The sequence below is a fragment of the Pantoea sp. X-Soil-MYKO-1785 genome, from assembly GCF_059730675.1.
The window spans coordinates 4,028,233-4,052,018 of sequence record NZ_AP036000.1 but is presented as its reverse complement, the minus strand read 5'-3'; the positions used below and the strand labels follow the sequence as shown (position 1 = coordinate 4,052,018).

General features: G+C 55.6%; 16 protein-coding genes, 3 tRNA genes and 3 rRNA genes. 15 read left to right on the top strand and 7 right to left on the bottom strand.

Annotated features, from left to right (window positions below):
• Positions 1–48 precede the first annotated feature (48 nt).
• From AC6I8D_RS19235 to AC6I8D_RS19210, 6 genes are all read left to right on the top strand, one after another.
• Positions 49–1,590, top strand: a 16S ribosomal RNA gene (locus AC6I8D_RS19235).
• 89 nt (positions 1,591–1,679) lie between these two features.
• Positions 1,680–1,754 (top strand) — tRNA-Glu (locus AC6I8D_RS19230).
• Positions 1,755–1,984: 230 nt separating this feature from the next.
• Positions 1,985–4,888 (top strand): 23S ribosomal RNA (locus AC6I8D_RS19225).
• 131 nt (positions 4,889–5,019) lie between these two features.
• Positions 5,020–5,135 (top strand): 5S ribosomal RNA (rrf, locus tag AC6I8D_RS19220).
• Together the 16S, 23S and 5S rRNA genes with 3 tRNA genes alongside form the textbook arrangement of a ribosomal RNA operon.
• An 87-nt stretch (positions 5,136–5,222) precedes the next feature.
• Positions 5,223–5,299: transfer RNA gene (locus tag AC6I8D_RS19215), tRNA-Asp, on the top strand.
• A gap of 8 nt (positions 5,300–5,307) precedes the next feature.
• A tRNA-Trp gene (locus AC6I8D_RS19210) sits at positions 5,308–5,383 on the top strand.
• 118 nt (positions 5,384–5,501) lie between these two features.
• Here the strand turns inward: AC6I8D_RS19210 and hdfR are convergent.
• On the bottom strand, positions 5,502–6,335 hold the full coding sequence (gene hdfR, locus AC6I8D_RS19205) for an HTH-type transcriptional regulator HdfR (RefSeq protein ID WP_312054117.1): 834 nt from the start codon (positions 6,333–6,335) through the stop codon (positions 5,502–5,504).
• A 120-nt stretch (positions 6,336–6,455) separates the two neighbouring features.
• Between hdfR and AC6I8D_RS19200 the strand changes: the two genes are divergently transcribed.
• Positions 6,456–6,794, top strand: coding sequence for a MaoP family protein (locus AC6I8D_RS19200; protein WP_094121630.1), 339 nt, complete (start codon positions 6,456–6,458; stop codon positions 6,792–6,794).
• A gap of 25 nt (positions 6,795–6,819) precedes the next feature.
• Here AC6I8D_RS19200 and AC6I8D_RS19195 read toward each other — a convergent pair whose 3' ends face one another.
• Positions 6,820–8,340, bottom strand: coding sequence for a YifB family Mg chelatase-like AAA ATPase (locus AC6I8D_RS19195; protein WP_497820603.1), 1,521 nt, complete (start codon positions 8,338–8,340; stop codon positions 6,820–6,822).
• 330 nt (positions 8,341–8,670) lie between these two features.
• Here AC6I8D_RS19195 and ilvL point away from each other — a divergent pair, with 330 nt between their 5' ends.
• The 6 genes from ilvL to ilvA all read left to right on the top strand — a co-directional run bounded on the left by ilvL (position 8,671) and on the right by ilvA (position 15,230).
• On the top strand, positions 8,671–8,769 hold the full coding sequence (gene ilvL, locus AC6I8D_RS19190; protein WP_082097622.1) for an ilv operon leader peptide: 99 nt from the start codon (positions 8,671–8,673) through the stop codon (positions 8,767–8,769).
• 150 nt (positions 8,770–8,919) lie between these two features.
• Positions 8,920–10,566 (top strand): acetolactate synthase 2 catalytic subunit, encoded by a 1,647-nt coding sequence (gene ilvG, locus AC6I8D_RS19185; RefSeq protein ID WP_497820602.1) that lies wholly within the window; start codon positions 8,920–8,922, stop codon positions 10,564–10,566.
• Positions 10,563–10,820, top strand: a complete 258-nt coding sequence (ilvM, locus tag AC6I8D_RS19180) for an acetolactate synthase 2 small subunit (RefSeq protein WP_008926359.1) — start codon at positions 10,563–10,565, stop codon at positions 10,818–10,820. Before ilvG ends, ilvM begins: the two co-directional genes overlap by 4 nt.
• Before the next feature lie 18 nt (positions 10,821–10,838).
• On the top strand, positions 10,839–11,768 hold the full coding sequence (locus AC6I8D_RS19175; protein ID WP_031377328.1) for a branched-chain amino acid transaminase: 930 nt from the start codon (positions 10,839–10,841) through the stop codon (positions 11,766–11,768).
• Between the two features lie 62 nt (positions 11,769–11,830).
• A complete protein-coding gene (ilvD, locus tag AC6I8D_RS19170; protein WP_497820601.1) occupies positions 11,831–13,681 on the top strand; it encodes a dihydroxy-acid dehydratase in 1,851 nt (616 codons plus the stop codon).
• A 1-nt stretch (position 13,682) separates the two neighbouring features.
• Entirely contained in the window at positions 13,683–15,230 is a 1,548-nt protein-coding gene (ilvA, locus tag AC6I8D_RS19165; protein ID WP_312054126.1) for a threonine ammonia-lyase, biosynthetic, read from the top strand.
• Here the strand turns inward: ilvA and ilvY are convergent, their stop codons facing one another.
• Complete coding sequence (ilvY, locus tag AC6I8D_RS19160) at positions 15,231–16,112, bottom strand: HTH-type transcriptional activator IlvY (RefSeq protein ID WP_312758745.1); 882 nt, start codon at positions 16,110–16,112, stop codon at positions 15,231–15,233. It abuts the gene before it with no gap.
• Between the two features lie 162 nt (positions 16,113–16,274).
• Here ilvY and ilvC point away from each other — a divergent pair, with 162 nt between their 5' ends.
• On the top strand, positions 16,275–17,750 hold the full coding sequence (gene ilvC / locus AC6I8D_RS19155) for a ketol-acid reductoisomerase (RefSeq protein WP_312758747.1): 1,476 nt from the start codon (positions 16,275–16,277) through the stop codon (positions 17,748–17,750).
• A 644-nt stretch (positions 17,751–18,394) separates the two neighbouring features.
• On the opposite strand, the gene AC6I8D_RS19150 is transcribed toward ilvC, so the two are convergent.
• The 3 genes from AC6I8D_RS19150 to AC6I8D_RS19140 form a co-directional block, all read right to left on the bottom strand.
• On the bottom strand, positions 18,395–19,726 hold the full coding sequence (locus AC6I8D_RS19150; protein ID WP_312054128.1) for an MFS transporter: 1,332 nt from the start codon (positions 19,724–19,726) through the stop codon (positions 18,395–18,397).
• A gap of 277 nt (positions 19,727–20,003) precedes the next feature.
• Complete coding sequence (yhjD, locus tag AC6I8D_RS19145) at positions 20,004–21,017, bottom strand: inner membrane protein YhjD (RefSeq protein ID WP_312054130.1); 1,014 nt, start codon at positions 21,015–21,017, stop codon at positions 20,004–20,006.
• Between the two features lie 45 nt (positions 21,018–21,062).
• Positions 21,063–21,962, bottom strand: a complete 900-nt coding sequence (locus tag AC6I8D_RS19140) for a LysR family transcriptional regulator (protein WP_497820600.1) — start codon at positions 21,960–21,962, stop codon at positions 21,063–21,065.
• A 115-nt stretch (positions 21,963–22,077) separates the two neighbouring features.
• Here AC6I8D_RS19140 and AC6I8D_RS19135 point away from each other — a divergent pair, with 115 nt between their 5' ends.
• Positions 22,078–22,836 carry an SDR family NAD(P)-dependent oxidoreductase gene (locus AC6I8D_RS19135; protein ID WP_312758749.1) on the top strand — a complete coding sequence of 253 codons (759 nt, stop codon included), beginning with the start codon at positions 22,078–22,080 and terminating at the stop codon, positions 22,834–22,836.
• 45 nt (positions 22,837–22,881) lie between these two features.
• Here AC6I8D_RS19135 and AC6I8D_RS19130 read toward each other — a convergent pair whose 3' ends face one another.
• Positions 22,882–23,730, bottom strand: a complete 849-nt coding sequence (locus tag AC6I8D_RS19130) for a PhzF family phenazine biosynthesis protein (RefSeq protein WP_312054134.1) — start codon at positions 23,728–23,730, stop codon at positions 22,882–22,884.
• Between the last annotated feature and the right edge of the window lie 56 nt (positions 23,731–23,786).

Genomic DNA, 23,786 nt, shown 5'->3' with positions numbered 1-23,786 from the left:
ACGTTTTACAGATGAGCACCGCTTAACTTGTTTAAGCAAATCAAACTTAAATTGAAGAGTTTGATCATGGCTCAGATTGAACGCTGGCGGCAGGCCTAACACATGCAAGTCGGACGGTAGCACAGAGGAGCTTGCTCCTTGGGTGACGAGTGGCGGACGGGTGAGTAATGTCTGGGGATCTGCCCGATAGAGGGGGATAACCACTGGAAACGGTGGCTAATACCGCATAACGTCGCAAGACCAAAGAGGGGGACCTTCGGGCCTCTCACTATCGGATGAACCCAGATGGGATTAGCTAGTAGGCGGGGTAATGGCCCACCTAGGCGACGATCCCTAGCTGGTCTGAGAGGATGACCAGCCACACTGGAACTGAGACACGGTCCAGACTCCTACGGGAGGCAGCAGTGGGGAATATTGCACAATGGGCGCAAGCCTGATGCAGCCATGCCGCGTGTATGAAGAAGGCCTTCGGGTTGTAAAGTACTTTCAGCGGGGAGGAAGGCGATGCGGTTAATAACCGCGTCGATTGACGTTACCCGCAGAAGAAGCACCGGCTAACTCCGTGCCAGCAGCCGCGGTAATACGGAGGGTGCAAGCGTTAATCGGAATTACTGGGCGTAAAGCGCACGCAGGCGGTCTGTTAAGTCAGATGTGAAATCCCCGGGCTTAACCTGGGAACTGCATTTGAAACTGGCAGGCTTGAGTCTCGTAGAGGGGGGTAGAATTCCAGGTGTAGCGGTGAAATGCGTAGAGATCTGGAGGAATACCGGTGGCGAAGGCGGCCCCCTGGACGAAGACTGACGCTCAGGTGCGAAAGCGTGGGGAGCAAACAGGATTAGATACCCTGGTAGTCCACGCCGTAAACGATGTCGACTTGGAGGTTGTTCCCTTGAGGAGTGGCTTCCGGAGCTAACGCGTTAAGTCGACCGCCTGGGGAGTACGGCCGCAAGGTTAAAACTCAAATGAATTGACGGGGGCCCGCACAAGCGGTGGAGCATGTGGTTTAATTCGATGCAACGCGAAGAACCTTACCTACTCTTGACATCCAGCGAACTTGGCAGAGATGCCTTGGTGCCTTCGGGAACGCTGAGACAGGTGCTGCATGGCTGTCGTCAGCTCGTGTTGTGAAATGTTGGGTTAAGTCCCGCAACGAGCGCAACCCTTATCCTTTGTTGCCAGCGATTCGGTCGGGAACTCAAAGGAGACTGCCGGTGATAAACCGGAGGAAGGTGGGGATGACGTCAAGTCATCATGGCCCTTACGAGTAGGGCTACACACGTGCTACAATGGCGCATACAAAGAGAAGCGACCTCGCGAGAGCAAGCGGACCTCACAAAGTGCGTCGTAGTCCGGATCGGAGTCTGCAACTCGACTCCGTGAAGTCGGAATCGCTAGTAATCGTGGATCAGAATGCCACGGTGAATACGTTCCCGGGCCTTGTACACACCGCCCGTCACACCATGGGAGTGGGTTGCAAAAGAAGTAGGTAGCTTAACCTTCGGGAGGGCGCTTACCACTTTGTGATTCATGACTGGGGTGAAGTCGTAACAAGGTAACCGTAGGGGAACCTGCGGTTGGATCACCTCCTTACCTGAAGATACCTTCCCGCGAAGTGCTCACACAGATTGTCTGATAGAAAAGTAATGAGCAAGACGGCTGCGAAGTCGTGACACCTTTGTGTCCCCTTCGTCTAGCGGTTAGGACTCCGCCCTTTCACGGCGGCAACAGGGGTTCGAATCCCCTAGGGGACGCCACTTGCTTGGTGACAGGTGAAAGGTGTCTCCACGAAGTATCTCAAAACCGATTCAGTTGCGTGAGCAGCCGAGCCGCGTTTGAGATATTTGCTCTTTAACAATCCGGAACAAGCTGAAAATTGAAACGACATGTCGTTTTCATTCTCCGTAATAAGAATGAAAGCCACGACATGTTCGAGTCTCTCAAATGCTTGCAACACGCAGCGTTGAAAAACGCCTGTGGGTTGTGAGGTTAAGCGACTAAGCGTACACGGTGGATGCCCTGGCAGTCAGAGGCGATGAAGGACGTGCTAATCTGCGTAAAGCGACGGTAAGGTGATATGAACCGCTACAGCCGTCGATGTCCGAATGGGGAAACCCGGTGCACTCAGTGCATCATTGCAGCATGAATACATAGTGCTGCAAGGCGAACCGGGGGAACTGAAACATCTAAGTACCCCGAGGAAAAGAAATCAACCGAGATTCCCCCAGTAGCGGCGAGCGAACGGGGAGCAGCCCAGAGCCTGAATCAGCTTGTGTGTTAGTGGAAGCGTCTGGAAAGTCGCAGGGTACAGGGTGATACTCCCGTACACAAAAACACACAGGCTGTGAGCTCGATGAGTAAGGCGGGACACGTGGTATCCTGTCTGAATATGGGGGGACCATCCTCCAAGGCTAAATACTCCTGACTGACCGATAGTGAACCAGTACCGTGAGGGAAAGGCGAAAAGAACCCCGGCGAGGGGAGTGAAACAGAACCTGAAACCGTGTACGTACAAGCAGTGGGAGCCTCTTTATGGGGTGACTGCGTACCTTTTGTATAATGGGTCAGCGACTTATATTCTGTAGCAAGGTTAACCGTATAGGGGAGCCGCAGGGAAACCGAGTCTTAACTGGGCGTTAAGTTGCAGGGTATAGACCCGAAACCCGGTGATCTAGCCATGGGCAGGTTGAAGGTTGGGTAACACTAACTGGAGGACCGAACCGACTAATGTTGAAAAATTAGCGGATGACCTGTGGCTGGGGGTGAAAGGCCAATCAAACCGGGAGATAGCTGGTTCTCCCCGAAAGCTATTTAGGTAGCGCCTCGTGAACTCATCTTCGGGGGTAGAGCACTGTTTCGGCTAGGGGGCCATCCCGGCTTACCAACCCGATGCAAACTGCGAATACCGAAGAATGTTATCACGGGAGACACACGGCGGGTGCTAACGTCCGTCGTGAAGAGGGAAACAACCCAGACCGCCAGCTAAGGTCCCAAAGTCATGGTTAAGTGGGAAACGATGTGGGAAGGCACAGACAGCCAGGATGTTGGCTTAGAAGCAGCCATCATTTAAAGAAAGCGTAATAGCTCACTGGTCGAGTCGGCCTGCGCGGAAGATGTAACGGGGCTAAACCATGCACCGAAGCTGCGGCAGCGACACTATGTGTTGTTGGGTAGGGGAGCGTTCTGTAAGCCGTCGAAGGTGGCCTGTGAGGGCTGCTGGAGGTATCAGAAGTGCGAATGCTGACATAAGTAACGATAAAGCGGGTGAAAAGCCCGCTCGCCGGAAGACCAAGGGTTCCTGTTCAACGTTAATCGGAGCAGGGTGAGTCGACCCCTAAGGCGAGGCCGAAAGGCGTAGTCGATGGGAAACAGGTTAATATTCCTGTACTTGGTGTTACTGCGAAGGGGGGACGGAGAAGGCTATATCGGCCGGGCGACGGTTGTCCCGGTTTAAGCGTGTAGGTGTGTGTTCCAGGCAAATCCGGTTCACTTTACACTGAGGCGTGACGACGAGGCACTACGGTGCTGAAGTGATAAATGCCCTGCTTCCAGGAAAAGCCTCTAAGCATCAGGTAACACAAAATCGTACCCCAAACCGACACAGGTGGTCAGGTAGAGAATACCAAGGCGCTTGAGAGAACTCGGGTGAAGGAACTAGGCAAAATGGTGCCGTAACTTCGGGAGAAGGCACGCTGGCGCGTAGGTGGAGGGACTTGCTCCCCGAGCCGAAGCCAGTCGAAGATACCAGCTGGCTGCAACTGTTTATTAAAAACACAGCACTGTGCAAACACGAAAGTGGACGTATACGGTGTGACGCCTGCCCGGTGCCGGAAGGTTAATTGATGGGGTTATCCGCAAGGAGAAGCTCTTGATCGAAGCCCCGGTAAACGGCGGCCGTAACTATAACGGTCCTAAGGTAGCGAAATTCCTTGTCGGGTAAGTTCCGACCTGCACGAATGGCGTAATGATGGCCAGGCTGTCTCCACCCGAGACTCAGTGAAATTGAACTCGCTGTGAAGATGCAGTGTACCCGCGGCAAGACGGAAAGACCCCGTGAACCTTTACTACAGCTTGACACTGAACATTGAGCCTTGATGTGTAGGATAGGTGGGAGGCTTTGAAGCGCAGACGCCAGTCTGCGTGGAGCCAACCTTGAAATACCACCCTTTAATGTTTGATGTTCTAACGTGGCCCCGTGATCCGGGGTGCGGACAGTGTCTGGTGGGTAGTTTGACTGGGGCGGTCTCCTCCTAAAGCGTAACGGAGGAGCACGAAGGTCAGCTAATCACGGTCGGACATCGTGAGGTTAGTGCAATGGCATAAGCTGGCTTGACTGCGAGAGTGACGGCTCGAGCAGGTGCGAAAGCAGGTCATAGTGATCCGGTGGTTCTGAATGGAAGGGCCATCGCTCAACGGATAAAAGGTACTCCGGGGATAACAGGCTGATACCGCCCAAGAGTTCATATCGACGGCGGTGTTTGGCACCTCGATGTCGGCTCATCACATCCTGGGGCTGAAGTAGGTCCCAAGGGTACGGCTGTTCGCCGTTTAAAGTGGTACGCGAGCTGGGTTTAGAACGTCGTGAGACAGTTCGGTCCCTATCTGCCGTGGGCGCTGGAGAATTGAGGGGGGTTGCTCCTAGTACGAGAGGACCGGAGTGAACGCACCACTGGTGTTCGGGTTGTCATGCCAATGGCATTGCCCGGTAGCTAAGTGCGGAAAAGATAAGTGCTGAAAGCATCTAAGCACGAAACTTGCCCCGAGATGAGTTCTCCCTGACCCTTTAAGGGTCCTGAAGGGACGTTGAAGACGACGACGTTGATAGGCCGGGTGTGTAAGCGCAGCGATGCGTTGAGCTAACCGGTACTAATGACCCGTGAGGCTTAACCTTACAACGCCAGAGGCGTTTTTGAGGGACAGATTTTCAGCTTGTTACCGGATAAAAATTAGCGGGAACGAAGGATTCTGCGGCATGGCAGCACGGCCATGACGTAAAAGATTCGTTCCGTGCACCAAGATTTGCCTGGCGGCTGTAGCGCGGTGGTCCCACCTGACCCCATGCCGAACTCAGAAGTGAAACGCCGTAGCGCCGATGGTAGTGTGGGGTCTCCCCATGCGAGAGTAGGGAACTGCCAGGCATCAAATTTGTTCCTTTTCCCCTGACAAGGAAAGCAGCAGGAACAGACGGGTATCAGCCAGTAGCTGATAGCTGTGAAAGAATCGGTGGAGCGGTAGTTCAGTTGGTTAGAATACCTGCCTGTCACGCAGGGGGTCGCGGGTTCGAGCCCCGTCCGTTCCGCCACCCTATTTAGGGGCGTAGTTCAATTGGTAGAGCACCGGTCTCCAAAACCGGGTGTTGGGGGTTCGAGTCCCTCCGCCCCTGCCAGAAAACGATCCTTTGCTTCGGCAAAGGATTTTTTTTGCCTGTAAAAAGCCCAAAACAAAAAACCAGCTAAAATGCACTGGCTTTTGACGCGTATTTATCCCACCTTCCTGCTGTTAATTCAGTTGTTTTGCCTCACCAGAACCGGAAACTTCAGCAGCTGACGAATATGCGCTTGCTGATCGCTGTTCTGTAACCAGACGGCATACAGCGGGCGTACCGCGACCGGCGTATCGGGAATAACCATCAGTTCACTGTAAAGGCCATGCCAGAAGTCAGGCAGAAAGGCGCAGGCGCCGGTGGTGTGTAACAGCTCTCGTGTCACATGCGCCGATGTCGTGGTCAGAACCGGCACGTCATCCCCGCCCGAGAGATAGCTCTCATGCTGATGAAAGTCGGCACCCCATTCCAGCTTAATATAGTCATACTTCTCACGTTTCTCACTCTGGCGCGCGCAAAACAACGCCAGTGAGATATGGCCAATCTGCTGGCTGGTCAGCTCATCCATTTTAGGGGCTTCTGTGGTGATCAGCAGATCCAGCTGACGCTCATGCAGCTGCTTAACCAGCAAATGACGCTGTGCCACACGTGCTTCTAAATGCAGGCTCTCCCGGTTCTCATACAGCGTCTGCAGCCACGGAGTGAGATAAGCCTCCCAGAGCGAAGCACTGGCACCAATTGACAGCTCATGATGCTGCTGAGTGTGGGAGACCTCCTTCTTAGCCATCAGCCAGGTGCTCATCAGACTCTCGGCATACGGCAATAGCCGTTCGCCTGCTGCCGTCAACCGTATGTTGTTGCGGTGTCTGGTAAAAAGATTAACACCAAGCTGATTTTCCAGCTGACGGATGCGAAAACTGACAGCAGATTGCGTAAGGTAAAGTGCTTCCGCAGCACGCCCGAAATGGCGTGTGCGGCTCACTTCCAGGAAAGTCTTCAGTAATTCCGTATCCACAGCGTTCTCCCAAAAATTGTTTGTCGTATAGATTTAAATGTTTTGTTTTACACTCTGTCAAGCCTATCTAATACTCCGCGCCATAAATAGTAAGGCTTAATAGAATCAGGAGCGTGTAACATGGCGGAAAGCTTCTTAACCGAAAATCGTTTCTTTGATAACAAACATTACCCACGTGGTTTTTCACGTCACGGTGATTTTACGATTAAAGAAGCCCAGCTTCTTGAACGCCACGGTTTCGCCTTTAATGAGCTTGATTTATCAAAGCGTGAACCTGCAACAGAAGAAGAACGGTTATTTATCGAAGTGTGTCGTGGTCAGCGTGAGCCGCAAACAGAAGCTGAGCGTGTATGGACCAAATACATTACACGCATCAAGCGTCCGAAGCGTTTTCACACTCTGTCTGGCGGGAAACCGCAGATGGATACTGTCGAAGATTTCAGCGACAGCGACGACTAATAAAAAGGGGCTTATGCCCCTTTTTTTATTGCAGGCTGTTATGCAGATGGATCATTAACCGGTCAATGCTGCGATAGCTAACTGCCTCCTGTAAATGGGTACGGTTTATTGTTGCTTCTCCCGCCAGATCGGCCAGCGTACGAGACACTTTCAAAATTCGCTGCCATGCCCGGACCGATAACCCCAGCTTCTCCAGCACCGACTCCAGCCATTCAGCATCTTCTTTGCCAATCTGACACCAGCGCAGAATTTCTGCGTTGTTCAAATGAGCATTAATCTTGCCTGCGCGCGCCAGCTGGATCGTGCGTGCAGCGACGACCCGCTGACGTACTGTCGCCGATCCTTCTGCTGTCCGGCGTTGTTGACGCAGCATCCCGCTGGGCAGCAGCGGAACTTCCAGCGAGAGATCAAAGCGATCAAGAAAAGGCCCCGACAATTTACTGAGATAACGCAGTACCTGCTGGGGTGAGCAGCGATTGTGTTGCCCCTGATAATGTCCGGTGGGACTGGGATTCATCGCGGCAATCAGCTGAAACCGCGCCGGGTAGGTCACTTTTGCCCGGGCACGGGAAATGGCAATCAGCCCCGATTCTATCGGTTCGCGCAGTGAGTCGAGTACCCTGCGATCAAATTCCGGCAATTCATCTAAAAACAGCACACCATTATGTGCCAGAGAGATTTCACCGGGCCGCGGTAACGAGCCGCCGCCAATCAGAGCATAGAGTGAGGCGCTGTGATGAGGCGACCTGAACGGCCTTGTACGCCACTGTCGATGTGAAAGATGGCTGTTGACCAGGCTGGCGATCGCCGCACACTCCAGTGCTTCCTGATCGCTTAAGGGCGGCATAATACCTGGTAGCCGGGTCGCCAGCATGGTTTTGCCGGTGCCGGGCGGGCCAATCAGCAACAGGTTATGCCCACCCGCGGCGGTAATCTCTAACGCTCTGCGACCCTGCTGCTGTCCAATAATGTCAGCCAGATCGTCGCCATGCGCTTCATTCTGGTCGTCAGGATAGGCGGCGACCGGCAGCACGAGTTGATTATGCAAAAAGGCGCACACCTCACTGAGATGCGAAGCAATCAGTGATGCATCCTGACGAATCAGTCCGACATCGGGCTGGTTTTCGCTTGAGAGCACCAGTTGTCGCCCGGCCTGCATCGCCACCATCGCCGCAGGAATCGCGCCCTGAACACGACAGAGCGCGCCATCAAGGGCAAGCTCCCCCAGAAACTCATAGCGGGTCAGCTTGTCCGCAGGAAGCTGTTCAGAGGCAACCAGAATGGCAATCGCCATCGGCAGGTCATAGCGTCCGCCTTCTTTAGGTAAATCCGCCGGCGCCAGGTTGATGGTGACCCTTTTAGCCGGAAACACAAACCCGCTATTGATGATGGCGCTGCGTACCCGCTCACGCGCCTCTTTTACCGTAGTCTCTGGCAGGCCGACCAGCGTCAGCGCGGGCAGACCATTGCTGATATGTGCTTCGATAGTCACCAGGGGGGCGTTTACCCCCAATGCAGCGCGGGTCAGGACTTTTGATAATGACATACTCGCTCCTTAAGGCTGCCAGTCTGCGGTCAGTCAAAAAGAAAAGCGAAAGCCTGATCGGCCTGTTGCGGGGTGAAGCACAGCAGATCGTTAATCGTTGCACACCGTGACAAAACGTCACGGGACTGCGCGCAAATTCAGCAAAATATTATTACGGCACTAAAGTGATGAATATTTATCATCCGCAAATTATCCTTTTTATTACAAACCGATAGGTCAATAACTACCCCCGGTCACTGAAAAAAGCAGACAAAAAATGTTGTGTAAGTGCCCCTGACTATGTTAACTCTGTAGGCATTACTTCGAACACGAATAAGAATTGAATAACACATGAAAGCCCTTCTACAAGTGATTAGCCTGGTTGTGATTAGCGTGGTGGTGATTATTAACCTACCGTGCGGGGCTACACTTGGAGAAAGAAAGGCTTAAAAATCAAGCCTCGAATCCGAAAAAACCCCCGCACCGAAAGGTCCGGGGGTTTTTTTTTGACCAGGCAAAATATCAGTAAATCCACAAGGAACAAACAATGAACAGTAGCATAAAATTCTGTTGTTCCGGTCAGGACACAGGAGAATAGCGATGACAGGTGCACAGTGGGTAGTTCAGGCTTTACGCGCGCAGGGTGTCGATACCGTATTCGGTTACCCTGGCGGTGCCATCATGCCGGTATACGACGCGCTCTACGATGGCGGCGTGGAACACCTACTGTGTCGTCATGAGCAAGGCGCAGTGATGGCCGCGATTGGTTATGCGCGTTCGACCGGTAAAACCGGTGTCTGCATTGCAACCTCCGGACCAGGCGCAACCAACCTGATCACCGGCCTGGCCGATGCGATGATGGACTCGGTACCCGTTGTGGCGGTAACCGGCCAGGTCTCTTCCGCCTTCATTGGCACCGACGCGTTTCAGGAAATCGACGTGCTGGGTTTATCGCTGGCCTGCACCAAACACAGCTTTCTGGTCGAGTCGTTAGATGAGTTGCCTGCGATCATGGCCGAAGCGTTTGCCCTGGCGCAGTCGGGCCGTCCGGGTCCGGTACTGGTTGATATTCCTAAGGATATTCAGATTGCACAGGGTGAGCCTGTGCCGCATCTGGTGCCGGTAGAAGAGGGGATAGACCTGCCGCATCAGGCGATTATCGAAGCCCGTGCGCTGATGGCGCAGGCAAAAAAACCGATGTTCTATATCGGTGGCGGCGTCGGGATGGCGCAGGCAGTGCCGGCGTTGCGTGCGCTGGCTGAAGAAACCGGCATCCCTGCCGTAGCAACCCTGAAAGGGCTGGGCAGCGTCGATGCCGACAGCGAACTCTATCTCGGTATGCTGGGTATGCACGGCACCAAAGCGGCCAACCTGGCGGTGCAGAGCTGTGACTTACTGATCGCGGTCGGTGCGCGCTTTGACGACCGGGTAACCGGCAAGCTGGACACCTTCGCCCCTCACGCCAGCGTCATTCACCTTGATATCGACCCGGCTGAACTGAACAAATTACGCCGCGCCCACGTCTCCCTGCAGGGTGATCTTAACCATCTGCTGCCAGCGCTGAGCCAGCCGTTGCACATCGATGCCTGGCGCAATGAGGTTAAAGCGCTCAAAGCCAGCCACAGCTGGCGCTACGATCATCCGGGTGACGCCATCTATGCGCCGCTGTTGCTGAAGCAGCTCTCCGATCGCAAGCCCGCCAGCGCGGTGGTGACGACCGACGTCGGTCAGCATCAGATGTGGGCGGCGCAGCATATGGCGTTTAGCGCGCCAGAGAATTTCATCACCTCCAGCGGCTTAGGCACCATGGGATTCGGCTTACCGGCCGCCATTGGCGCGCAGGTCGCCCGGCCGCAGGACACCGTCATCTGTGTCTCTGGCGATGGCTCAATCATGATGAATATCCAGGAACTGGGCACCATCAAACGCGGCAAGCTGCCGGTCAAAATCGTGCTGCTGGATAATCAGCGTCTCGGTATGGTCCGCCAGTGGCAGCAGCTGTTTTTCGATGGTCGCTACAGCGAAACCAATCTGTCCGATAATCCCGATTTCCTGACGCTGGCCAGCGCCTTCAATATCCCCGGCCAGCGCATCACCCGTAAAGAACAGGTCGACGCCGCACTTGATGCTCTGCTGAACAGCGAAGGTCCCTACTTCCTGCATGTTGCAATTGATGAGCATGAAAACGTCTGGCCACTGGTACCGCCGGGTGCCAGCAATGCAAACATGATGGAGAAAACCGTATGAACCAGCATCAATTGTCTATCGAAGCCCGCTTTCGCCCTGAAATATTGGAGCGCATCTTACGCGTGGTGCGTCACCGCGGTTTTCAGGTTTGCTCAATGAACATGGCCTCAGTGGCCAACGCTGAAAACATTAATATCGAAATGACCGTTGCCAGCCAGCGCTCCGTCGATTTACTGTCTTCGCAGTTAAGCAAACTGATCGATGTCGCCTGCGTTCAGATTCAACAACAGACAACACAACAAATCCGCGCCTAGCCGCGAGAGGGAATAAAAATGAGCACGAAGAAAGCAGACTTTATTTGGTTCAATGGCGAGATGGTTAAGTGGGAAGAGGCGAAGGTTAGCGTCATGTCCCACGCGTTGCACTATGGTACGTCGGTATTTGAAGGCGTGCGCTGCTACGACTCTCACAAAGGACCGGTTGTGTTCCGTCATCGCGAACACATGCAACGTCTGCACGACTCCGCCAAAATCTATCGTTTCCCGATTAAAAGCAGCGTTGATGAGCTGATGGAAGCGTGCCGCGAAGTCATCCGCGTCAATAAACTGAAAAGTGCCTATATCCGTCCGCTGGCGTTTGTCGGTGACGTGGGCCTGGGTGTGAACCCGCCAGACGGTTTCAGCACCGATGTAATCATTGCCGCCTTCCCATGGGGTGCTTACCTCGGTGCCGAAGCGCTGGAAAATGGTATTGATGCGATGGTTTCTTCGTGGAACCGCGTAGCCCCGAATACCCTGCCAACGGCGGCTAAAGCCGGCGGTAACTACCTCTCCTCATTGCTGGTGGGCAGTGAAGCCCGTCGCCACGGCTATCAGGAAGGCATTGCGCTGGACACCAACGGCTACATCTCGGAAGGTGCCGGTGAAAACCTGTTTGAAGTAAAAGATGGCATTCTGTTCACCCCGCCATTTACCTCTTCAGCGCTGCCAGGCATCACCCGCGACGCCATCATCAAACTGGCGATCGACATGGGTATCGAAGTTCGCGAGCAGACGCTGTCACGCGAATCGCTCTATCTGGCGGATGAGATTTTCATGTCCGGTACCGCAGCAGAAATCACGCCGGTGCGTAGCGTTGACCGTATTCAGGTTGGCGAAGGCAAACGTGGCCCGATTACTGCCCGTATCCAGCAGGCCTTCTTTGGTCTGTTCACTGGCGAAACCGAAGACAAATGGGGCTGGTTAGATCCGGTAAACCCGTAATCAGATTCAGCGCGGGCGTTATCTGACGCCCGCGAGCCTATTCTTACTGGAGTAAATAGAGCATGCCTAAGTACCGTTCCGCCACCACCACCCACGGCCGTAACATGGCGGGTGCCCGTGCCTTATGGCGCGCGACAGGAATGACCGACGACGATTTCGGTAAACCGATTATCGCAGTGGTTAACTCATTCACCCAATTTGTACCCGGCCACGTTCATTTGCGCGATCTCGGCAAACTGGTCGCCGAGCAGATCGAAGCGTCAGGCGGTGTGGCCAAAGAGTTCAACACCATCGCGGTGGATGACGGTATTGCCATGGGTCATGGCGGCATGCTGTATTCACTGCCTTCGCGTGAGCTGATCGCTGACTCCGTCGAGTACATGGTCAACGCGCACTGCGCCGACGCCATGGTCTGCATCTCTAACTGCGACAAAATCACTCCGGGAATGCTGATGGCGTCGCTGCGCCTGAATATTCCGGTGATCTTCGTTTCCGGCGGACCGATGGAAGCGGGTAAAACCAAGCTTTCCGATCAGATCATCAAGCTGGATCTGGTTGATGCGATGATTCAGGGTGCCAACCCGAACGTCAGCGACGCCGACAGCGAGCAGATTGAACGTTCAGCCTGCCCGACCTGCGGCTCCTGCTCCGGTATGTTCACCGCCAACTCGATGAACTGTCTGACCGAAGCGCTTGGCCTGTCACAGCCAGGCAACGGTTCACTGCTGGCGACCCACGCCGATCGTAAAGAGCTGTTTATCAACGCCGGTAAGCGCATCGTCAGCCTGACCAAACGCTACTACGAGCAGGATGATGTCAACATGCTGCCGCGTAACATCGCCAACAAGGCCGCTTTTGAGAACGCCATGATGCTGGATATCGCGATGGGCGGCTCCACCAACACCGTGCTTCACCTGCTGGCAGCGGCACAGGAAGGCGAGATCGACTTTAATATCTCCGACATCGATCGCCTGTCACGCAAAGTACCTCAGCTGTGTAAAGTGGCGCCAAGTACCCCGAAATACCACATGGAAGATGTGCATCGCGCGGGTGGCGTCTTCGCCATTCTCGGCGAGCTGGATCGTGCCGGCCTGTTCGACAGCAGCGCCCGTAATATCCTGCAGCAGACCATGCGTGAAACGCTCGATCAGTACGACATCATGCTAACCAAAGATCAGGCAGTGAAGGATATGTTCCGCGCCGGTCCGGCCGGTATTCGTACCACCCAGGCGTTCTCGCAGAATTGCCGCTGGGATACGCTGGATGACGACCGCGCAGAAGGCTGTATCCGCACCCGCGAGCACGCTTATTCACAGGATGGCGGCCTGGCCGTGCTGTACGGCAACATCGCGGAAGATGGCTGCATCGTTAAAACCGCCGGCGTGGATAAAGAGATCCTCACCTTCAGCGGTCCGGCCAAAGTCTATGAAAGCCAGGATGATGCGGTTGAAGCGATTCTGGGCGGTAAAGTAGTGGCGGGCGACGTGGTGGTGATCCGCTACGAAGGGCCTAAAGGCGGTCCTGGCATGCAGGAGATGCTCTACCCAACCACCTATCTGAAGTCGATGGGACTGGGCAAAAGCTGCGCGCTGATCACCGATGGCCGTTTCTCTGGCGGAACATCCGGCCTCTCTATCGGTCACGCCTCGCCTGAAGCAGCCAACGGCGGCACCATTGCGCTGGTCAAAGATGGCGACACTATTGAAATCGATATCCCTAACCGCGGCATTAAGCTGGCCGTGCCGGATAACGAACTGCACGCCCGCCGTGAGGAACAGGAAGCGCGCGGTGATGCGGCGTATACGCCAGTCAATCGTCAGCGTGAAGTCTCTTTTGCGCTGCGTGCCTACGCATTACTCGCGACAAGTGCTGACAAAGGTGCGGTCCGCGATAAGAGCAAGCTGGGAGGCTAAAATGGCCGAGTCTCAACCGCTACCCGAGGCGCCCTGTGGCGCCGAGTATTTGCGCGCCGTGCTGCGTGCGCCGGTGTATGAAGTGGCACAGGTAACGCCACTGCAGGTTATGGAAAAAATTTCATCGCGTCTGGGCAACACTATTCTGGTGAAGCGTGAAGATCGTCAACCGGTGCACAGTTTCAAACTGCGCGGGGCCTACGCGATGATCGCCGGACTGAACGAAGAGCAAAAAGCGCGCGGCGTGGTGACGGCATCAGCCGGCAACCATGCGCAGGGCGTGGCGCTCTCCGCCAGCAAGCTGGGCATTAAGTCGCTGATTGTAATGCCGCTGGCGACAGCCGATATCAAGGTTGATGCAGTGCGCGCATTTGGCGGTGAGGCTTATCTGTTTGGCGCCAACTTTGACGAGGCAAAAGCCAAAGCGATTGAGCTGTCAGAGCAGCGGGGCTACACCTTTGTGCCGCCTTTTGACCACCCGGCAGTGATTGCCGGGCAGGGAACGCTGGCGATGGAGCTGCTGCAACAGGACGCGCATCTGGATCGGGTGTTTGTTCCGGTTGGCGGCGGCGGCCTGGCGGCTGGCGTGGCGGTATTGATTAAGCAGCTGATGCCGCAAATCAAAGTGATTGCAGTGGAGTCTGAAGATTCCGCCTGCCTGAAAGCGGCGCTGGAGGCGGGCCATCCGGTCGATCTGCCGCGCGTCGGACTGTTCGCTGAAGGCGTCGCGGTCAAACGTATCGGCAGTGAAACCTTCCGGCTGTGTCAGGCCTATATCGACGACATCATTACCGTCGACAGCGATGCAATCTGCGCTGCGATGAAAGATCTGTTCGAAGATGTGCGGGCCGTGGCGGAACCCTCTGGCGCGCTGGCGCTGGCGGGCATGAAAAAGTACATCCAGCAGCACGACATCAAAGGCGAACGGCTGGCGCACGTCTTATCGGGCGCTAACGTCAATTTCCACGGACTGCGTTACGTTTCTGAGCGTTGCGAACTGGGCGAACAGCGCGAAGCGTTGCTGGCGGTGACCATTCCGGAACAGCAGGGCAGCTTCCTGCGGTTCTGTCAGACGCTGGGCGGACGATCGATTACCGAGTTCAACTACCGCTATGCCGATGCCGACAAAGCCTGCATTTTTGTTGGCGTGCGGCTGACCCGCGGTCTGGAAGAGCGCAGCGAAATCATCAGCCAGCTCACCGACAGCGGTTACCAGGTGGTCGATCTTTCTGATGATGAGATGGCCAAGCTGCACGTGCGTTACATGGTCGGCGGACGGCCCTCCAAGCCGCTGCGTGAGCGGCTGTTCAGCTTTGAATTCCCGGAAGCGCCAGGTGCCTTGCTGAAATTCCTGCAAACGCTCGGCACCCACTGGAATATTTCGCTGTTCCACTACCGCAGCCACGGAACTGACTACGGTCGGGTACTGACGGCGTTTGAGCTGGGCAACGATGAGCCGCGCTTTGAAGAGCATCTCACCGACCTGGGTTATGACTTTCACGATGAAACGCAGAACCCGGCATTCCGCTTCTTCCTGGCGGGCAGCTGATTACAATTGACTCCAGAAAGCACTGATCAGCGGCTCGCCGAGCCGCTTTTTCTGCACGCAGACACCGAGTTCAAACGGTGCCACTGATTCAACATTCTCCAGCATCATGACGCGGTTGCGCACCGGTTCCGGGCTGTTCTCCAGCACCACGTCCGGCAACAGGGCGATACCGCATCCCAGCGCCACCATGGAAACAATCGCCTCATGGCCCGATACCGTGGCGTAAATTAACGGATTCGCAATGCGATGACGGCGGAACCATAAATCGATACGCCGGCGCGCCGGTCCCTGCTCCGGCAGGATAAACGGGATTTGCGACCACTCCGGCACTGCCTGGGTGGCCTGAGTCCGCACCGCGCAGGGCAACGCTGGCGCAATCAGCACCAGCGGAATCAGCCCGAGCGGCATAAAATCGATGCTGGCCGGTAAGGTTTCAGGTCGTCCGGCAATCGCCAGATCGGCTTCGCCGGAGTGCACTTTTTCAACCGCATCGGCGGCATCGCCGGTGTTAAGTTTGATTTCTACCTGCGGATGCTCAGCACGAAAACGGTCGAGGATCGGCGGCAAATGGCTGTAGGCTGCGGTCACCGAGCAGAACAGGCGCAGCTCGCCGCTGAGCGACGGGCCGTTAAGATCCATCACGTGGCGCAGCTGCTGATACTGCAACAGCGTCTGCTGTGCAAACTGGCGCAGGCGTTCACCCGCTTCTGTCAGCGTGACGGTGCGGTTATCACGCAGAAACAGCGCGTGACCGACATCCTCCTCCAGCCGCTGAATCTGGCGCGAAAGCGTGGAGGGACTGACGTGCATCGCACGCGCGGTGCGGCCGAAGTGGCAGCTTTCGGCCAGATGAAGAAACAGTTTCAGATCTCGTAAATCCATATGCGCGTCGCCTTAACGTGATGTTGCATTTATTGCAATGTGACGTTGTTAATATATCAATTTAAGCAACAGAATTCCTGTCATATGATGGGGTCATTCGCGGCGCTGCACCACACGCCGTCCCTGAACAAAAAAAGCAAACACAACCTCACTGGAGTACCCATGGCTAACTATTTCAACACATTGAACTTGCGCAACCAGTTAGCGCAATTAGGTAAATGTCGTTTCATGGCGCGCGAAGAGTTCGCTGATGGCGCCAGTTTCCTGAAAGGCAAAAAAGTCGTTATCGTTGGCTGTGGCGCGCAGGGCCTGAATCAGGGTCTCAACATGCGTGATTCCGGTCTGGATGTCGCCTACGCACTGCGTGCCGAAGCGATTGCGGAAAAACGCCCATCATGGCGCAAAGCGACCGATAACGGTTTCAAAGTGGGTACCTACGAAGAGCTGATCCCGCAGGCGGACCTGGTCGTTAACCTGACGCCGGACAAGCAGCACTCCGCAGTGGTTCAGGCGGTTCAGCCTCTGATGAAAGATGGCGCAGCGCTGGGATACTCGCACGGTTTCAACATCGTGGAAGTAGGTGAAACCATCCGTAAAGACATCACCGTAGTGATGGTAGCGCCGAAGTGCCCGGGCACCGAAGTGCGTGAAGAATACAAACGTGGTTTTGGTGTGCCGACGCTGATCGCGGTTCACCCGGAAAACGATCCTAAAGGCGAAGGCATGGCGATTGCCAAAGCCTGGGCGGCTGCGACCGGTGGCGATCGTGCTGGCGTGCTGGAATCCTCCTTCGTGGCAGAAGTAAAATCTGACCTGATGGGCGAGCAGACCATCCTGTGCGGCATGCTGCAGGCGGGTTCATTGTTATGTTTCGATAAGCTGGTGGCAGAAGGAACCGATCCGGCCTACGCCGAAAAACTGATTCAGTTTGGCTGGGAAACCATCACCGAGTCGCTGAAGTTCGGCGGCATCACGCTGATGATGGATCGCCTCTCTAATCCAGCAAAACTGCGTGCTTATGCACTGTCAGAGCAGCTGAAAACCATCATGGCACCGCTGTTCCAGAAGCATATGGATGACATTATTTCGGGTGAGTTCTCTTCCGGTATGATGGCTGACTGGGCCAACGACGATAAAAACCTGCTGACCTGGCGTGAAGAGACCGGCCAGACTGCGTTCGAAACGGCCTCACAGTATGAAGGTAAAATTGAAGAGCAGGAGTACTACGACAAAGGCGTATTGATGGTAGCGATGGTTAAAGCGGGCGTTGAGCTGGCGTTTGAAACCATGGTTGATGCCGGCATTATCGAAGAGTCAGCCTATTATGAATCGCTGCACGAGCTGCCGCTGATCGCGAACACCATCGCCCGTAAGCGCCTGTATGAAATGAACGTGGTTATCTCCGATACCGCTGAATACGGCAACTACCTGTTCTCATTCGCCGCGGTGCCGTTGCTGAAAGAGTTCATGACCACGCTGCAGCCGGGTGACCTGGGTAAAGCGGTTGAAGGAACGCAGGTGGATAACGCGCAGCTGCGTGACGTCAACGAAGCCGTTCGCCAGCATCCAATTGAAGCGGTCGGCCGCAAACTGCGTGGCTACATGACTGACATGAAGCGCATCGCTGTCGCCGGCTAATTACCGTCAACACAGTTTTCAGCAAAACAAACCCCGGCTTGCCGGGGTTTTTTGTTTATCAATTGATGGCCATATCTTGCGGTCGTGGCCATGGTCTGATCGCTTCACTGTGAGCGCGCGTCTGCGCAGAACAGATCGGAAAGACGCAAAATCCGTCCTCCCTGACACGCCTGGCTGGTGCGATTACGCACCTCATCCCTGAGGGTCGATCGTCGCCGGGCCAATGCCTGGCGGTTGTTTCCCGGGTATGGGATGCTTTCCTCCTCTATCCGTATTGTCTGCGCATTGGGTTTATTTGTTGCGGCCAGATCTACCCTGATTGGGTTTGGTCGGCGGTCTGAAGCATTCCGCTGACCGCCTGAAACGTATGCCGAAGTCAACGCGATGGGCGCATACGCCTGTAGCAAAGCATCGCGGGCCAGGGATGGCCCGCGCTGAGCATGCCAGGGATGGCGTCTTTTGCGTCTTTGCGAAAGGCGTATGCGCCCTGAGCCTGCGCACTAACCTCAACACGACGCCTTTAGGGCTGCGCATTAACCTGAGCCTTCAGCCTGCCGTTTTTCTACCTGATGATGCCAGCGCCAGGCGAGAGCCATAAAAAAACCCGGCGGCTGCCGGGTTTTTCACTGTCCTTCATAACGGGATTAGACGTCATACAGCGTCTGATTGCGCGTCTCTTTACAGGCGATCAACGCAATCAGCGTCAGCACCGCCATCGAAGCCAGATACAACCCTACCGCCTGCAAACCGTAATTGGCATTCAGCCAGGTGGCGATATAGGGCGCGACAGAGGCACCGAGAATCGACGACAGGTTGTAGGAAAACGATGCGCCGGTATAACGTACTTCAGTCGGGAACAGCTCTGGCAGCAGCGCGCCCATCGGACCGAACGTCAGACCCATAATGCTCAGACCCAGCAGCAGGAAGCCCATCACCAGCGCCTGTGAACCCGATCCTAACAGCGTCGGGAACAGGAATGAAAAGGCAATAATCATCAGCGTAATGGTGATCATCGTTTTACGACGACCGAACCGGTCAGCCAGCAGACCGGCAATCGGCACCATTACGCCAAAGCCAATCACGGCTAACATCAGCATCCACAGCATATTGTTACGCGGAATACCCAGTCCGGCCGGTGCCGGCGTGGTGCCGTAACTCATCGAGTAGACGGTCATGATGTAGAACAGGGTATAGGTCGCCAGCATGATAAAAGTGCCGAGAATGGTGGCGGTCAGGTGCTTACTCAGCAGTGCGGCAATTGGTACCCGCACCTGTTTTTTCTCTTTCTGCACTTTGGCAAACACCGGGCTTTCATGCAGCGACACGCGCACATAGAGGCCGATCAACACCAGCACCGCAGACAGAATAAACGGCACGCGCCAGCCCCACTGCATGAACTGCTCATCGGTCAGCAGCCATGACAGCAGCAGGAAGGTCCCGTTAGCGAAGAAAAAGCCAATCGGAGCACCCAGCTGGGGGAACGACCCATACAGTGCGCGCTTCTTCGCCGGGGCATTTTCAGTGGCCAGCAGCGCCGCGCCGCCCCATTCTCCGCCGAGTCCCAGACCCTGACCAAATCGTGCCAGCGCCAGCAGCAGCGGAGCCAGCACGCCAATGGTTTCATAACCCGGCAGCAGGCCGATCACCACGGTCGAGATCCCCATGGTCAGCAGCGAGGCGACCAGAGTGGCTTTACGGCCAATGCGATCGCCAAAGTGACCAAACACCGCCGAACCAATCGGGCGTGCAATAAACGCGATCGCAAAGGTCGCCAGTGACTGTAGCGTGGCGACGGTGGCGTCACCCTGCGGGAAAAAGATGTGCGGGAAAACGATGACCGCGGCAGTGGCATAAATATAAAAATCGAAGAACTCAATGGCCGTACCGACCAACGAGGCGATCACCACTTTGCTGCGCGAATTAACCGGCGTGGGGTCCTGTTGCTTGTCGAGTGTTTCTGAGATGGAGGCTTGCATAACTGTTTCTTATTTGTAAATACAGATAAAGAATCTTACGCACCTGCCAGACGTCATTCAATGCTGAAACCCGCGTCGTTACTGGCTTCGCCGGGCAAAGAGAGGATAATTTCTGAGGTCCGGGGAATGTCGGAGGATGTCGGGGTAAACCGGGCTAAATCTGGCGGGATACTCTACGAAAGGGCTAAATAAAAGTGACCCCTCAGCTATTCATCCTGTTACATGGATAAAAAATAGCCTCGGGGTGATATTTTCCGCTGTTGTTAACTGATAGTGATTATTGCGGATGCGAAGAGCGACCGGCCTGTGGCATTTGCGGGTCGTCTTTATATTTGGCGGTAGCGATCCAGGCGGCGCAGAACAGCGTCAGGCGGGCAAAGAAATAGAAGAACGCCATCAGACCGAGCACCGAACCAAACGCCGCGCCAGACGGTGAGGTCGCCAGCTTCGGCAACGTCAGCGTCATAACGAATTTGATCACCTCGAAACCGACCGCCGCCAGCAGCGTACCGCGGAACAGCGCTTTCTTGCGCGGCTTGTGACGCGGCAGGATCCAGAAAATCCATAAGAACAGCAGGTAGTTAGCCAGCACTGAAATCGAGGTGGCGATAATGGTCATCGCCGGGCGGAGCCAGTCGATGCCATCCAGTCCCAGCGCGCTGACAATCATCGCCTGTGCCGAACCGGCAACCGAGGTCAGCGACAGCGTAATCACCAGCGCCAGCATCAGGCCGGTCAGCGACAGGAAATCGCGAATATAGCGTTTCCAGATTTTCTCTTTATCGTCGGGTTTGCGTTCCCACACGTCGCGCGACTGGGCGCGGATCGCTTCCCGCAGATTCCCCATCCAGTTAAGACCCGAATAGAGCGCCAGCAGTAACCCGGTAATACCGACGGTGGCGCGCTGCTGAATCGCTGTATTGACGGTATTTTTCAGGGTGGTGGCCAGCGTCGGATCGCTGATGCTGCTGACGATTTTGTTGATGATATCGGTCAGCAAATCCTGGTTCGATGCCAGCACAAAACCGACGGCGGCAAACGACACCATCAGAATCGGAATCAGCGATAAAAAGGAGAAGTAGGTAATCGCTGCGCCAAACTGGCTGCCGAGCCGATCGTTAAACCGCTCCAGCGCGCGAATAAAATGTGCCACCGCCGGAATCGCCTGAAACCAGGCGGCAAAGCGCGAAACGCGCACAATCGATTGGTCAACAGAATGGTTGCCGGTTTTAATATCGATCAGCGGCTTTGGCGGCTGCGTATCCTGTGAATTTTCCTGCTTGTCTGTCATAGACCTTCACTGTCCTGTTTATCATTAAAATCAAAGTATAGCCGCTCAGGTGACGTACTCCTGTAGTACCTGACTCAGCCACTCCATAAATACCCGCAACCGTCGGGCGACGTTGCGCCGATGCGGATAGAGCAGGTGGATCGGCATCGGCCTGGCGGGAAAGTGGTGCAGTACTTCAACCAGTTCACCCTGCTCAAGCAGCTTCTGAATGCCGATCGCCGGCACCTGAATAATGCCTAAGCCGGCCAGACAGGCGGCGCGGTAGGTCTCGGTACTGTTCACCGTCACTACGCCACCGGTGTGCACATAGTGGCACTGCCTGCCGTCAAAATATTCAAACCCTGGCGACGGCTGACCCAGTTGCTGGCTGTAGTGCACCATGGCGTGCTGCGACAACTCTTCCAGCCGGATTGGCCTGCCGAAGCGCGAAAGGTAGCCGGGGCTGGCGCAATTGATCAAGGTGTAAGTCCCAATTTTTCGCGCAATTAAACCTGAATCTTTCAGCTCGCCGACCCGAATCACGCAGTCAAATCCTTCGCGGATCACATCGACCTGACGATCGCTGCTGCTCAGCTCAATCTCCACGCCCGGATAGTGCTGCAAGAACTCCGGCAGCCGCGGCAGGATAAAGCCGGTCGCCATCGCCACTGACATATCGACCCGCAGTTTGCCGCTGAGCGTGGCGGGATCGTGCTGAAACAGGCTGTCCATATCGTCAATCATCGACAGCAAATCAAGGCAGCGATCGTAATAGACCAGGCCATCCTGCGTCAGTTGTACCCGGCGGGTAGTGCGATGCAGCAGGCGGGTCGCCATCTGATTTTCCAGCGCCTGAATCTGCCGCGATACGCTGCCTTTGGGTAAACCTAAACTTTCTGCGGCGCGGGTAAAACTGCCCATTTCAGCAACCCGAACAAACACCTGCATTGCGTGAATTTTATCCATGTTGTGCACCGATTGTTGTTCTTAATGAAACAGTGATCTCTATTTCGATCTGTTTATAGATCAATTATTCAGGAATATCTTTAAACCGTGTTCAATTTTCCAACAGGTGTGCAACATGAATCATAAAATTGCGTTGATTACCGGAGCAAACCGCGGTTTAGGCCGCAATGGGGCGTTAAAACTGGCTGCCAGAGGCGTTGATATCATACTGACCTATCGCAGTCACGCCGACGAGGCCCAGGCGGTAGTGAAAGAAATTGAAGCGCTGGGAGCCCGCGCGGTGGCGCTGGCGCTGGATGTCGGTGAAAGCAGCCGCTTTGATGCGTTTGTTGAGCAGGTCCGCCAGCAGCTGCAGCAGCACTGGCAGCGCGAGCGGTTTGACTATTTAGTGAACAACGCCGGTCATGGCCATTACAAAGCCTTCACCGACACCACCGAACAGGAGTTTGACGCGCTGGTTAACGTCCATTTTAAAGGGCCTTACTTCCTGACGCAGAAGCTACTGCCGCTGATACAGGATGGCGGCCGCATCCTCAATATTTCCAGTGGTCTGACGCGGCTGGTGTATCCGGGTTCCGGCACCTACGCGGCGATGAAAGGGGCGATGGAGGTCCTGACGCGTTATCAGGCGAAAGAGCTGGGTGCGCGGCGGATCCGCGTCAATATCCTGGCGCCGGGCGCAATTGAAACCGACTTCGGCGGCGGTCGGGTGCGTGACACCAAAGAGCTTAACGATCAGATTGCCGGCCTGACTGCACTGGGTCGGGTGGGATTGCCGGATGACATTGGTGACGCCATCAGCGCCATTCTGAGTGACGAAACCGGCTGGATCACCGCCCAGCGTATCGAAGCGTCAGGCGGCCAGGGAATTTAATCGCCGTCGGCCTGGCGGACAGGAAATCCACCGGGCCGCGGCGTGTCAGAGTGAAATAGTACCGTCAATCACCGTCACGGTATTGCCGCCAATCCAGATTTCATCTCCGGCAAAAGAGACCTGCACCCGACCCGCGCGTTGCAGTACGGTGCCCTGACGCACCCGGTAATCGGTGGTCTGGCCGGCCGCCGCGAAGTAACGGGCCAGGCAGGCGTTGGCGCTGCCGGTGATCGGATCTTCGGTCAGGCTGCCATGTTCAACCAGCAAGCCGCGCACTTCATACTGCTCACTTTCGCCCTGTGGCAAACGGCCGAAGGGCATCACCCCCGTCACGCCGGCATGTTTAAGCAGCCGCTGCAGATCGCTGACGTTGGGCTGAAGCGCCAGCACCGCGTCGGCGCTGACCATCGGCACCAGCAGCCAGCGAATCCCCATATCCACCACCGTCGGGCTTTGGGTCAGATCGAACGCGTCGCTGTTTAACGCATTGCCCATCAGGGCGTCCTGCCATGGCGTAATGGTGGCTGTCGGGGCGGCAAACGCCAGCGCGCCGTCTGCGGCAATCCTGATCCGCACGTTACCGACGCCGCACTGCTGCACAATTTCGCCCGGCGTCCGGGTCGGCCAGCCCGCTTCCAGCAGCGCATGCGCGGTGCCGAGCGTCGGATGACCGGCAAACGGCAGTTCACCCTCGACGGTAAAAATGCGCACCCGATAATCTGCCTGGGCATCCTGGGGCGGCAGCACAAAGGTGGTTTCCGACAGGTTGGTCCAGCGGGCAATGGCCGCCAGCTGGCTGTCGCTCAGCCCCTGGGCATCCATGATCACCGCCAGCGGATTACCGTTAAAGGCGGATGAGGTAAACACATCGACTTGCTTAAACGCGACCTTCATTGTCACTCCTTGCTTATTGTGGTCAGACTGGCCTTTTCTCTGCCGGATGATTGCTT